At 70.0% G+C, this 11,790-nt stretch carries 12 protein-coding genes; 10 read left to right on the top strand and 2 right to left on the bottom strand.

All coding sequences use genetic code 11. From position 1 onward, the window contains the following. Positions 1 to 8: 8 nt before the first annotated feature. On the bottom strand, positions 9 to 470 hold the full coding sequence (locus tag HDA44_RS03620) for an acyl-CoA thioesterase (protein ID WP_184831311.1): 462 nt from the start codon (positions 468 to 470) through the stop codon (positions 9 to 11). 275 nt (positions 471 to 745) lie between these two features. Here HDA44_RS03620 and HDA44_RS36925 point away from each other — a divergent pair, with 275 nt between their 5' ends. The 10 genes from HDA44_RS36925 to HDA44_RS36920 all read left to right on the top strand — a co-directional run bounded on the left by HDA44_RS36925 (position 746) and on the right by HDA44_RS36920 (position 10,929). Further along, a complete protein-coding gene (locus HDA44_RS36925) occupies positions 746 to 1,330 on the top strand; it encodes a holo-ACP synthase (protein WP_184831309.1) in 585 nt (194 codons plus the stop codon). After that, the gene (locus HDA44_RS03610) at positions 1,327 to 2,259 is read left to right on the top strand and encodes an ACP S-malonyltransferase (RefSeq protein ID WP_337905614.1); all 933 of its coding nucleotides are present in this window, start codon (positions 1,327 to 1,329) and stop codon (positions 2,257 to 2,259) included. The genes HDA44_RS36925 and HDA44_RS03610 overlap by 4 nt, the downstream gene beginning before the upstream one ends. Then, entirely contained in the window at positions 2,259 to 3,002 is a 744-nt protein-coding gene (locus tag HDA44_RS03605) for an SDR family oxidoreductase (RefSeq protein WP_184831305.1), read from the top strand. The genes HDA44_RS03610 and HDA44_RS03605 overlap by 1 nt, the downstream gene beginning before the upstream one ends. A 60-nt stretch (positions 3,003 to 3,062) precedes the next feature. Next, entirely contained in the window at positions 3,063 to 3,347 is a 285-nt protein-coding gene (locus tag HDA44_RS03600; protein ID WP_184831303.1) for a phosphopantetheine-binding protein, read from the top strand. After that, on the top strand, positions 3,344 to 3,841 hold the full coding sequence (fabZ, locus tag HDA44_RS03595; protein WP_184831301.1) for a 3-hydroxyacyl-ACP dehydratase FabZ: 498 nt from the start codon (positions 3,344 to 3,346) through the stop codon (positions 3,839 to 3,841). The genes HDA44_RS03600 and fabZ overlap by 4 nt, the downstream gene beginning before the upstream one ends. A 20-nt stretch (positions 3,842 to 3,861) precedes the next feature. Next, positions 3,862 to 4,884: an aminomethyl transferase family protein gene (locus HDA44_RS03590; protein ID WP_184831299.1), complete on the top strand. Its 1,023-nt coding sequence runs from the start codon at positions 3,862 to 3,864 to the stop codon at positions 4,882 to 4,884. 33 nt (positions 4,885 to 4,917) lie between these two features. Further along, the gene (locus HDA44_RS03585) at positions 4,918 to 7,356 is read left to right on the top strand and encodes a beta-ketoacyl-[acyl-carrier-protein] synthase family protein (protein ID WP_184831297.1); all 2,439 of its coding nucleotides are present in this window, start codon (positions 4,918 to 4,920) and stop codon (positions 7,354 to 7,356) included. Beyond that, entirely contained in the window at positions 7,353 to 7,736 is a 384-nt protein-coding gene (locus HDA44_RS03580; protein ID WP_184831295.1) for a holo-ACP synthase, read from the top strand. The genes HDA44_RS03585 and HDA44_RS03580 overlap by 4 nt, the downstream gene beginning before the upstream one ends. A 74-nt stretch (positions 7,737 to 7,810) precedes the next feature. After that, complete coding sequence (locus tag HDA44_RS03575) at positions 7,811 to 8,587, top strand: SDR family NAD(P)-dependent oxidoreductase (protein ID WP_337905613.1); 777 nt, start codon at positions 7,811 to 7,813, stop codon at positions 8,585 to 8,587. Then, positions 8,584 to 10,929 (top strand): ATP-binding protein, encoded by a 2,346-nt coding sequence (locus tag HDA44_RS36920; protein ID WP_184831292.1) that lies wholly within the window; start codon positions 8,584 to 8,586, stop codon positions 10,927 to 10,929. The genes HDA44_RS03575 and HDA44_RS36920 overlap by 4 nt, the downstream gene beginning before the upstream one ends. 56 nt (positions 10,930 to 10,985) lie before the next feature. Here HDA44_RS36920 and HDA44_RS03565 read toward each other — a convergent pair whose 3' ends face one another. Next, positions 10,986 to 11,669 carry a hypothetical protein gene (locus HDA44_RS03565; RefSeq protein WP_184831290.1) on the bottom strand — a complete coding sequence of 228 codons (684 nt, stop codon included), beginning with the start codon at positions 11,667 to 11,669 and terminating at the stop codon, positions 10,986 to 10,988. Positions 11,670 to 11,790 lie beyond the last annotated feature (121 nt).

The following is an 11,790-nucleotide window of genomic DNA, read 5'->3' as shown; positions in this document are numbered from 1 at the left end:
ATTCCCGGCTACGCGCGTTCGGGCTGACGCGGCCGCTTGCTTTCCAGAAACGCCTCGAAAATGTCGTGAAATTCCGACGGGCCCTTGACCCGGAGGCCCTTCTCGGAGTCCACCAGCGCGTGCCGGGAAGTTGCCTCGGCAATCAGTTGCCGGCCGGCTTTGCGATAGATCTCGTAGTGGCAGTCGAGCCGGGCCTGCGGCGTCGAGCTCCAGGTCCGGACCAGCAGCTCGTCGCGATAGTAGGCCGGGGTGTGGAAACGGATCCGGAACTCGGTGGTGGTGAACTGGTAGTCCAGGTAGTTCACCCCGACGGCCAGGGCGAACGCCTCCCGGCCCAGATCGCACCAGACCATGTAGTTGCCGTAGTAGGCATGGCGCTGCAGATCGCACTCGGACCACCGCACCTGGACGGCGGTCTCCACGTACCCCCAGCTGACGATCCGGGGCGCGGTCTCGACCCAGCGTGGCATAGGCCGTTTCCTTTCCATTCATATATTTGTCGATAATTGATTCCGGTGAAAACTATTGATGCCGGTCTCAACATTTTTCGCCGGCGGTAAGGACTGCGCCAAGACTGGCGACGGCCGGCGCCGGGCGTCAACCGGCAAGCATTGGTTAGGCGTGGATTCCTTGACAGCCCCGAGAGCGGATTCATAGCATCCACCCCAACCCGCACGAACAAGCGCTCGGAATTCAGCACCGAGCCCACCCGCCCCCCGATTCAATGCGTGTTGGGAGCAAACTCATGATGCCTTCTACCGGCCACCGCCGGCCGTTGCCGCTCGACGGTACGGACGGCTACGCCACGGTATTGACGGTGCCCCGGACACCTGGGGGCCGGCTGCTGGGCGCCGGTGTCGACCTGCTCGACCAGCAGCGGTTCGCGCTGGCCGCCAGGCGCGTCGGTCCGGCTTGGCCGCACCGCATTTTCGACGAAACCGAACGAGCGGCCGAGCCGGCGGAGTTGGCTCGGCTGTTCGGGATCAAGGAATGCGTGATCAAGATCGTCGGCGGTCTGCCGGTCGGGGCCGGCTACCGCGACATCGTCGTCGCTACGACGGGCGGCGACGGTGCCCGGCCGATCCGGTTGCGGGGAGAGCTGGCCCGCTGGGCCCGCGATCACCGGGCCGTGCTGGCCGGCGGCGTGCTGGCCGGCGGTGTTCTGGAGGAGTGCCCGGACACCGCCGGTTCAGCGCAGGCGCCACCGAATGCCGACCGCCGAGCGCCCGAGATTCCCGGCCACGGCGCACTGCACCCCTGCCCGTCCCCCGGCCTCCCCGCACTGGATCTGTGCTGGGCCGCCGCGACCGAGGCGGAGGTGGACTGGTGACCGGCTTGGCGTTCGTCTTCCCCGGCCAGGGCAGCCAACGACCTGGTATGGGCCGCGAACTGGCGCGCTGTGGAGTCGAGGCCCGGAGCCTGATCGACACCGCGGAACAACTGACCGGCGTCGCCGTCGGCGAGCTGATGACCCGCGCCGACGCGATCACGCTGGCGGATCCCGAGGCAGCTCAGCTCACCGTCTTCGTCTGGTCGAGCGTGCTGTCGGCCGAGCTCACCGCGGCCGGCTGCCGCCCGATCGCGGTGGCCGGGCACAGCCTCGGCGAGTACGCCGCGCTGGTCGCCGCGGGCTGTCTGAGCTGGGCGGACGCGCTCTCGATCGTGGCGAAGCGGGGCCGGGCGATGGCCGACGCGGCGCAGCGGGAACCGGGAGCGATGGCCGCCATCGGCGGACTGTCGGCGGATCACGTGACCGATCTGTGCCGGCAGTCCTCGGTCAGCGCGGGCGTGGTCGTCCTGGCCAACCTGAACGCACCACGGCAAGTCGTCGTGTCCGGCACGCCGGAGGAGGTCGAGCTGGTGATCGAGGCCGCCCGGTCGGCCGGCGCGCTGCGGGTGAAACGGTTGCCGGTCGGCGGCGCGTACCACTCGCCGCTGATGGCCGAGGCCGAGCGTGAACTCGCGCCGATGCTCGCGGCGGCGGACCTGCGCGCGCCCCGCGTACCGTTCATTTCCAGTCTGACCGGCTGCGCGGTCCACGACATCGAGGCGTACCGGCAGCTGCTCAGTCGCCAGATCATGCGGCCGGTGCGCTGGACCGACACCGTCGGGACCCTCGCCCGGATCGGTGCGCGAACCTTCGTCGAGGTCGGTCCCGGCCGGGTGCTGACCGGGCTCGGCCGCAGCATGGTGCGGACGGGCCGGCACCTGACCGGTTCCGAAGCACTCGCCCTCAGTCTCCGGACGGCGGTCCGGTGATGAGCAAATCAGAACGAGTCGTCCTGGTCACCGGCGCCACGAAGGGCATCGGCCTCGGTGTCGCGATGGACCTGGCCGCGGACGGCACCCGCGTACTGCTGAACTACCGGCGCGACCTCGAGCAGGCCAAGCGCGTCCTCGAGCAGATCCGCGAACTGCAACCGCGGGCCGAGCTGATCCAGGCCGACGTCGCCGTACCGGCCGAGGTGGACCGGATGTTCCGCGGCATCCGCGCCGACCACGGCCGGCTGGACGGTCTGGTCAGCAACGCCGGCATCGCGAACGACGGCTACGCGCTGATGATGGGCGAGCAGAAGTGGCGTTCGGTCCTGGAGACCAACCTCACCGGTTCGTTCCTGGTCTGCCGCGCGGCAGCTCGGCTGATGGCGGTGCAGCGCGGCGGCGCGATCGTGGCGGTGGCCTCCACCAGCGGCGTGAACGCCCCGGCCGGCCAGGCGAACTACGCCGCCTCCAAGGCCGGTCTGCTCGCCGTGGTCCGGGTGCTCGCCAAGGAGCTCGGAAGCTACGGCGTCCGGGTCAACTCCGTGATCCCGGGCTTCGTCGACACCGCGATGACGCGCTCGATGCCGCAGGACCAGCTGACCGCTTTCGTGGAACGCGTGCCGCTGGGCCGGATCGGAACACCCGCGGACGTGGCGCCGGTGGTGCGGTTCCTGCTCGGCCCCGAATCCGCCTATGTGACCGGGGCGTCCGTCGTCATCGACGGCGGCCTGACCTGCTGAATCCGCAGCACCTGCTGAGCCGTACGGCAACGCAACCCGACAAGCGACAGGAGAGGCCACATGGTGGCAACGCTGGAAGAGACGAAGGCAGCCGCGAAGGTACGGCAGGAGCTGTGCGGCGAGGTCAAGCACCTGCTGGTCGAGCGGCTCGCCCTGGCGGTGGACCCGGACATGATCGGTGACGACCAGCCGCTGTTCGGCCGTGGGCTCGAGCTCGACTCGATCGACACGCTCGAGCTGGCGATGGCCGTCGAGGACGAGTTCGGGGTGGTCATCACCGACGACGACACCGAGTGCCTGCTCTCACTCAACCGACTCGTCGACCACGTGGCGGGCAACCGGTGACGAGTACGCCCGCGGTCGCGCGAGTACGCGAACTGTCCGCCGACGAGATCGCCCGGCTGCTGCCGCACCGGTACCCGTTCTTCCTGCTGGACCGGGTGACGTCGGTCGAGCCAGGCGTACGGGCGGAGGCGATCAAGAGCATCACCGCCTCCGATCCCGTCCTGGCCGGCCACTTTCCCGGCCGGATGCTGTACCCGGGCGTACTGCTGGTCGAATGCGTCGCGCAGCTCGCCGCGGTGATCTACGGCAGCGCGGCGGCGACCCAGGCCACCGGCGAGCCGGTCGCGGACGTCGCCGAACGCGTCGGCTATCTCGCCGAGATCAAGCAGGCAAAGTTCCTGCGCACGGTCGTACCCGGCGACCAGCTGGTGATCCGGGCTCAGACCGGTCCGCGGCTGCGGGACCTGATGTCGGTGATCGGCCAGGCGTCGGTCGGCCGCGAAGTGGTGATGACGACCCGGCTCGTCGTGACCGAACGGAATGACAGTCAATGACATTGACGAAGGGACCAATCATGCGGAACGTCTACTCCGACCCGGTCGCCGAGTACGAGCTGCTGCGCGGCGCGTGCGGCCTGATCGACTACACCGGCCTCGGCCTGCTCCGGATCACCGGCGGCGAAGCGGCCCAGTTCCTCAGCCAGGTCTCGACCCGCGGCGTCGACTTCCTGCTCGAAGGACAGATCTCTTCGGCGCTGCTGCTGAACACCGACGGCACCCTGCTGGCCGAGGCGCTGATCCACTGCTCCGGGAACGACTACCTGGTGGAGGTCTGGCCGGCCCAGGCCGCCGCGGTGGCCGACTACCTGGTTGCCGCCGGCAACACCTGCGGCCAGGACGTGAACGTGCAGGACGTCACCGACGACTACCGCGTGTACGGGATCGAAGGCCCGCAATCACCGGCGCTCGCCCAGAAGTTCCTGTCCTTCCCGATCACCTCGATGTCGTACTCGAGTTTCGTCACCGAGTCGTGGGGCGACGACCAGGATCTGCTCGTCAGCCGGACCGGCGTCAGCGGCGAGTACGGGTACAAGCTGCACATCCCGGTTGCCGCGGGCAATGAATTGCGTGATCACCTGGCCGGACTCGGCGCCCAGCCGGTCGGCCTGGATGCCCTGGACATCTGCCGGATGGAGATGCGGTTCGCCAACCTGGAGCAGGAGGCCGACGGCGCGACGCCGTTCGAGACAGGCCTGCAGTGGATGGTCGACTTCGGCCACGAGTTCATCGGCAAGGCGGCGCTCACCGCGCATTGGGAGGCCGGTCCGGCCCGCCGCCCGGTCTGCTGGATCGCCGCCGAAGGGCTGGACGACCCGCCGGCCGCCGGCACCGCCCTCGGCGTGGACGGCGAGCCGCTCGGAGCGGTCACGCACGCGGTGTACTCGCCCCGGCTCGAGCGGGTGATCGGCACCGCCCGGGTCGACGCCGACGTGGCCGCGGCCGGGCTCGAGCTGACCCTCGAGCAGCCCGAACACCTGGTACTGACCACCGCCGCGCCGTTCCTGGTCGCCACCAGCTTCGGCGTACCACTCGAGTAACGGCTGACGACACAGGTCTGGTGAGGAGAGCATATGAACGCCACAGGGGTCGCCATTACCGGCATCGGGGTGACCTGCGCGCTGGGCACCGGGGCCGACGCGGTCTGGACCGGCGTCCGCGACGCCGTCAGCGGCATCGGCCGGACCAAGCGGCTGGACACGTCCACGCTGAGCTGCCACTACTCGGGTGAGGTCGCCGAGGTGGCGGCTCCGCCGCGGCGGAGCAAAGGCCGGATCGATCGGGCGATCGGCCTGGCCCTCGGGGCCGCGGCGGAGGCGCTCGAGGACGCCAAGCTGGACCTCGCGGGATTCGATCCGTACCGGGTCGGGATCGCGACGGGTACGTCGGTGGGCGGTCTCGATGCCGGCGAGCAGTACCACTGGCAGCTGCTCCGTGACGGCCGCGCCGGCGCTTCGAAGGCGCATCTGCTGATGTACCCGCTGTCCACCTCGACCGACGCGGTCAGCGCGGCCTTCGGCCTGAAAGGCCCGAAGGTGGTGATCTCGAACGCCTGCGCGGCCGGTGCGAACTCGATCGGCTGGGCGCTGGACACCATTCGCGAAGGCCGGGCCGACGTGATGCTGGCCGGTGGCGTGGACGTACTGGACCTGCTCTCGCTCGCGGGCTTCGACAGCCTGAAAGCACTCGACGAGGAGCCCTGCGCCCCGTACTCGCGAAGCAGCGGACTCAACATCGGCGAGGGCGCGGCGTTCCTCGTACTCGAGTCCGAGGAACTGGCCCGGGCGCGCGGCGCTCAGGTGCTCGGGTACGTGCTGGGGTACGCGTTGACGAGTGACGCGCACCATGCCACCGCGCCGGACCCGGTCGGCGGCGGCGCACTGCGGGCGATGCGCCGCGCGCTGGAGCAGGCCGGGTACACCGCGGCGGATGTCGATTATGTGAACGGTCATGGCACCGGAACGCCTGCCAACGACAGCGCCGAGCGCAAGGCGGTGACGGCGTTGTTCGGCGGCAAGAACGTGCCGCCGATGAGCAGTACCAAGTCGCAGGTGGGCCACATGCTCGGCGCGGCCGGGGCGCTGGAGGCCGCCGTCTGCGCGCTGGCGATGCGCGAACAGATCCTGCCACCGACCGTGAACGTCGAGCCGGCCGAGGAGGTCGCCGCGGCCGGCCCGGCGTACGACATCGTGCCGAACGCGTCGCGCCGGGCGGACCTCGGGCTGGTGGTCTCGAACTCGTTCGCCTTCGGCGGCAACAACTGCTCGCTGGTACTCGGGCGGACGCTCAAACCAGGGCCGCAACGGCCCGATCGCCGCGTGGTCATCACCGGCGCCGGGGTGGTTTCGCCGATCGGTCTGGGCCGCGACGGCCTGATCACCGGCCTGCGCGCCGGCCAGGTCGGGATCGCGGCGGCGACCCGGATCGACACCGGCGAAGCAGCCAGCAAATTGGTTGCCGAGATCACCGATCAGGGTTACCGGCGGCGGATCGATCCCGCGTACGCCCGCCGGCTGGACCAGCTCGGAACCCTCGTACTGGCGGCAACCCGGGACGCGTTCGCGGACGCCGAGTACCAGATCACCCGGCAGAACGCGACCGACGTCGGGATGGTGTTCGGTACGTACACCGGTCCGCTGGACACCGTCGCGCAACTGACCGAGACGATCGGCACGGACGGTCCGCACCGGGTGAACCCACGCCTGTTCCCGAACTCGGTGATGAACGCGGCACCCGGCCACGCCTGCCTTTCCTTGCAGATCAAGGGCCCGCTGTCCACGCTCGCCATCGGTTGCGCGTCCGGTATCGCCGGGCTCGGGTACGCGTCGGACCTGATCCGGCGGGGTGAGGCCGAGGTGATGGCGGCGGTCAGCGCGGACGAGCTGACCGGACTGGTGCATCTCGGCTACGACCACCTCGGGATTCTGACCTCCGACGCGCTCCGGCCGTATGACACCCGGGCCAGCGGCTGCGCGCTCGGAGCAGGCTCGGTTGCCCTCGTACTCGAATCGCTGGAGCACGCGAAAGAGCGTGGGGCGACGATCCTCGCCGAGGTCCGCGGGCATGCCGGGACCGCGGATGCGTATCGGGTCGCGGGTAACGAGGAGTCCGGCGAGGCGTGGGCGCAGTGCCACCGCAACGCGCTGGACGCGGCCGGGGTGACCCCGGCGGAGGTCGGCGTGGTGTACGGCGACGCGCGCGGCACCGGCACCCTCGACCGGGCCGAGGCGCGGGCGATCGCCTCGGTGTTCCCGGCTGGTACGACTCGGCTGGCCAACATTTCCGGACAGGTCGGGCATATCCACTCGACGACTCCGTTGATGTCCGTACTCGCTGCCGCCGAGAGTCTTGGGACCGGATGGGTTCCGCCGATCGCGGGGTTGCGGGAACCGTTGCCTGGGCTGGAGCGGTACGTCGGGTCGGAGCGTGATCCGGCCGGCCGGGCCGCGGTGGTCACGGCGGCGAACTGGGGCGGTACGTACGCGTCGGTGGTGCTGTCACCGTGCGGATGACGTACTCGACCGCGCTTCGGGTGTGCATCGTCCGGGTGCCGGACGATGTTTGCCCGGAGCAACCATGGCGCCGGTTGCTCAGTCGCGCGGAGCTCGCGTACTGCTTCGGGCTCGCGCGGGCCGGCGAGCACCTGGCCGCGCGAGTCGCGGCCAAGCAGGCGGTCGTCGCGGCGCTGTGCTGGCCCGGTCCGGTGCCGTGGCAGGGCATCGAGATCCTCCGGACGCCGCGTCAGCCACCCGAGGTACGCCTCTCCGGCGCGATCGAGCGCTGGCGTCAAGCGGCGTGCCTCGCCGTACCGCGAGTCTCCCTCACCCACGCGGCCAACCACGCCGCCGCCCTCGCCTGGCTCCCCACCACCCCCGACAAGGCCAACCAATGACCCCCGCCACAACCCCCGCCCAACCGGACGCAGAGCCAACCCGCCCAGCTCAGCTCCCCCACGACGAGCAGGGGGTGCAGCAGGAGCGGTTGGGTGGGGCGGTGGGGCTGGCCGGGCGTTGTGCGCTGGTGACCGGGGCCGCTGGTGGGATTGGGCGGGAGGTTGTGACCGGGCTGGTTTCGGCCGGCGTCGGTGTCGTCCTCGGTGATCTGGATCGGGATCGGTGCGCGGCCGCGGCCGCCGAGATCGAGGCGGCTGGTCTGCCGGGCCGCGTCGTTCCGGCCGAGGTCGACGTGACCGACCCCAACGCCTGGTCGAAGTTCGCCCGCACCGCGCGCCGGCACTTCGGCTACCCGACTCTGCTGGTGAACAACGCCGGCGTCCTCGGTCGGCAAGGTCTCGAAACCATCACCGCGGACGAATGGGATCGCGTCGTCAACGTCAGCCAGCGCGGTACCTGGCTGGGCATGCAGACGGTCGTACCGAGTATGCACCTGGCCGGCCGTGGCGCGATCGTGAACGTGTCCTCGGTCTTCGGCCAGATCGGCTCCGGCGCCGCCTTCGCGTACCACGGCGCAAAGGGCGCCGTCGCGGCGATGACCCGCGCCGCGGCCGTCGAACTCGCGCGGGCCGGCATCCGCGTGAACGCCGTCTCCCCCGGGATGGTCCGGACCCCGATGACCACGGGCCTACCGGAACAATTCGTCACCGACTTCGTGGCCGCCACCCCGATGCGCCGGATGGCGACCCCGTACGAGATCGCGGCCGCGGTGCTGTTCCTGCTGTCCGACGACGCCTCGTTCGTCACCGGCACCGACCTGATCGTGGACGGCGGCTACGCGGCGCGATGAGTACCGGTGACGGCCGTGATCCGGCCGAGCAACGCGACACGACAGCGGTGTACTGGGCGAACGGCGTCTGCCCGCCGACCCCGCTGGTCGGACGCGACCATGACCGGGCCGAACTGCGCCGCATCATCCAGAGTCCGGCCCGGCTCGTCACGCTCACCGGTCCCGGCGGCGCCGGCAAGACCCGGTTGGCTCAGGCGGTGGTCAAGGACGTACGCGCCGCCTTCCGCGACGGCGCCTGGCCGGTCGAGCTCGCCGCGCTGTCGGAATCAGGCCAGGTCCCCAGCGCGGTCACCACGGCCTGTCCTGCCGAGTTGCAGCGTGATCCCGGTACCGCGGACACCATCCGGGAGCGATTGCGCGACCGCGAAGTGCTGCTGGTTCTCGACAACTGCGAGCACGTCGCGACCGGCGTCACCGACCTGTTGGCCGGTCTGCTGTCGTACTGTCCCAGTCTGCGCGTACTGACCACGAGCCGTCAGCCGCTGCAGATCTACGGCGAACGGCTGTACCCGGTTCGGCCCCTGCCGCTTCCCGACTCGCGGCGGATGCCGTTCGCGAAGCTGGCTGACACGCCGTCGATCGCGCTCTTCGTACAGCGGGCCCGGGCGGTCACGCCGGACTTCAAGCTGACCGACGACAATGTCGGCGACGTCGCCGAGATCTGCCGGTTGGTCGACGGACTGCCGCTGGCGATCGAGCTCGCGGCGACGAAGCTCCGGCTGTTCGCGCCGGCCGCGTTGCTGACCAGGTTGCGCGACGGCATCGACATCCTGCGCTTCGACCTGGCCAACGTGCCACCTCGGCAGCAGAGCATGCGCGCGGCGATCCATTGGAGCTACCAACTGCTCAGTCCGCGGGAGCGCCACCTGCTGACCAGCCTCGGAGTCTTCGCGGACGGATTCAGCCTCGCGGCCGCGGCGGCCGTCGCGCAAGTGACCCGGAACCTTGGCGAAGAACTGCTGGAATCCCTGCTGGACAAGGGATTGCTGTCGGTCTCGCCCGATCCCGACGGCGAGCCGCGATTCCATCAGCTGGGTACGATTCAGGCGTTCTGCATCGAGCAACTCCAAGACACGATCGACGAGCACGAAGTACGCGACCGGCACGCCGTGTACTTCCTGCAACTGGTCGCCGACGCCGAACAAGAGCTCGGCGACGGCCGGCACGCCGCGTACCTGCGCCGGCTGATGCCTGAACAGGCGAACGTCCTGGCCGCGTACCGGCACCTGCGTTTCCGCGGCGATGCGGACAGTGCGCTGGCACTCGCGACCTGGCTGTCACGGTTCATGTTCAGCCAGGGCGAACTGGGCGCGGGCCTGCAGATGCTGAAGGAAACCCTGGCGGACCATTCGACGCGTACGGGCCACCGTCGCCACGCCGACGCGCTGCATTCGGCCGGAGCGCTGGCGATGGCGGCCGGCGAGTACGCGCTGGCCGAGGATTACCAGCGCGCCGCGGTAGCCGCGTACCACAAACTCGGCCTGGCCTTCGGTGAGGCGGCTGCTCTCAACCATCTGGGAAACATCGCCCGGATCCGCGGCGATCTGCGCGCGGCCCGGACGCTGTGCGAGCAGAGCCTGTCGATGTGGCGGGCGGCCGAGGCGCCGGGCGCGGCCGCGCGGGCGCTCATCGACCTGGCGGTGATCTCGCTGAGTCACGGCGACGTGCCGGCGGCCGACGAGGCGGTCGATTTCGCGCTTCCGCTGCTGGAGGCGCACGGTGCCGATCAGAACGTCCGCGCGCTGGCCGGGCTGATCGCGTTCCGGCGCGGCGATCACCGGGAGGCGGAGCGGATCTGCCGGTCCGCGGTGGCCGCGTCGGTCGAGCAGGGTACGCACCCGGAGACGCCGTTCGCGCTGGAGGCGCTCGCCTTGGTGCTGTCCGGTCATCGCCGCCCGGCCAGCGATCTGACCGCGGTCCGGTTGATCGCGGCAGCCAATTCGATCCGGGCCGGAACCCAGAGCTACGCGTGCGCGCAGGTGTTGTCGTACGTCGACCGCACTTTGCAGCACCTGCGGCAACGGCTCGGACAAGTTGCCTTCGACAACGCGTGCATCGCCGGCCGATCGCTCCCGCTGCCGACCCTGCTCGACAAGGACGCCGGCCTGCTCAACTCGTACGTCGATCCTGCCGACAGCTTCGAGGACACGATACTCACCGCGCGCGAACGCGAGGTGGTCGTGCTGGTGGCGGAAGGTTTGACGAACCGCCAAATCGCGAACCGGCTGCGGATCGCCGAGTGGACGGCCATCAACCACGTCCGCAACGTGATGCGCAAACTGGGTCTGCCGTCCCGAGTCCACGTAGCCCAATGGGCAACCCAACGCCACCTGGCCCCGTAGCACGAGTGGCTCCGGTGGTCGGGGCGCGGGTTTGGAAGGCGGTCGAGTTTTCGGCGTCAGCGGTTGAGTTCGTCGCTGTCCGCCCAGACCGGATCAGTCACCTCGACGCGTACTGCCTCCAGTCGCTCATCCGCCAGCACCTCCGCGACCAGCTCTGCCGTACCACCGAGATAGGTCGAATCCAGATCGATCTCGGTCGCCACACACCAGGCCCGGTCGTCCGGCCAGAACACGTTCGGCGACTGCGGCAACAGCGACCTCGCCAACTCCCCCGCCGCATCAAGCGGCCCTTCCAGCAACAGATAACTCCGATTCGGCAACTCCACCCGAGGCCGGTCCTCGTCCCCGTCCCAAACACAGAACCAGCACCGCTCCGCCGTACCCGTGTGCCGCGCCAGCACCTCCCCCAGCGCACTCAACCGCGCGCCCGGCAGCGACCCGACCTCAGGCCCTTCCTCCCACGGCGTGTCAGCCGGTACGCGCGACCCCTTCCCCTTCCACCGACGAGCAGCGAGCGCCATGAACTGCACCCGCGGATGCACCACCCCACCCGACCACTCCGCCACCTCGGCCCACGTCACCGGCTTCCCACCCACCGCCGACGCCGGATGCAACACCCGCGCGTACGCCTCGAACCCCCACGGCACCAGCCCACCCACACCGGACCCGAACTCCCCCACCCCCGCGACCACCCAGTCCGCCGCCTCGACCGCACCCGCCGCCTGCACCCGCCGCGCCATACCCACTCCTCAGAGAATCACTGCCCACCGCGATCACCCCACCGTACCGACCGGCAACCGGCGCTCGAGCTCGCTGGGAAGCGCCGGCAGCGGCGGCCGGTGAATCCCGCGAGCGGTAGTC

This window comes from Kribbella solani (assembly GCF_014205295.1).
Lineage (GTDB): Bacteria > Actinomycetota > Actinomycetes > Propionibacteriales > Kribbellaceae > Kribbella > Kribbella solani.
Note: the sequence above shows the minus strand (reverse complement) of the source record. Positions and strands in the feature narration are given on the sequence as shown.

Bases quoted from the DNA above. Each gene is read 5' to 3' on its own strand.
- HDA44_RS03590 (WP_184831299.1), top strand. From the start codon at position 3,862: ATGCGGAACGTCTACTCCGACCCGGTCGCCGAGTACGAGCTGCTGCGC.
- HDA44_RS03580 (WP_184831295.1), top strand. From the start codon at position 7,353: ATGACGTACTCGACCGCGCTTCGGGTGTGCATCGTCCGGGTGCCGGAC.
- HDA44_RS03565 (WP_184831290.1), bottom strand. From the start codon at position 11,669: ATGGCGCGGCGGGTGCAGGCGGCGGGTGCGGTCGAGGCGGCGGACTGG.
- HDA44_RS03600 (WP_184831303.1), top strand. From the start codon at position 3,063: ATGGTGGCAACGCTGGAAGAGACGAAGGCAGCCGCGAAGGTACGGCAG.
- HDA44_RS03585 (WP_184831297.1), top strand. From the start codon at position 4,918: ATGAACGCCACAGGGGTCGCCATTACCGGCATCGGGGTGACCTGCGCG.
- HDA44_RS03620 (WP_184831311.1), bottom strand. From the start codon at position 470: ATGCCACGCTGGGTCGAGACCGCGCCCCGGATCGTCAGCTGGGGGTAC.
- HDA44_RS36920 (WP_184831292.1), top strand. From the start codon at position 8,584: ATGAGTACCGGTGACGGCCGTGATCCGGCCGAGCAACGCGACACGACA.
- HDA44_RS36925 (WP_184831309.1), top strand. From the start codon at position 746: ATGATGCCTTCTACCGGCCACCGCCGGCCGTTGCCGCTCGACGGTACG.
- HDA44_RS03605 (WP_184831305.1), top strand. From the start codon at position 2,259: ATGAGCAAATCAGAACGAGTCGTCCTGGTCACCGGCGCCACGAAGGGC.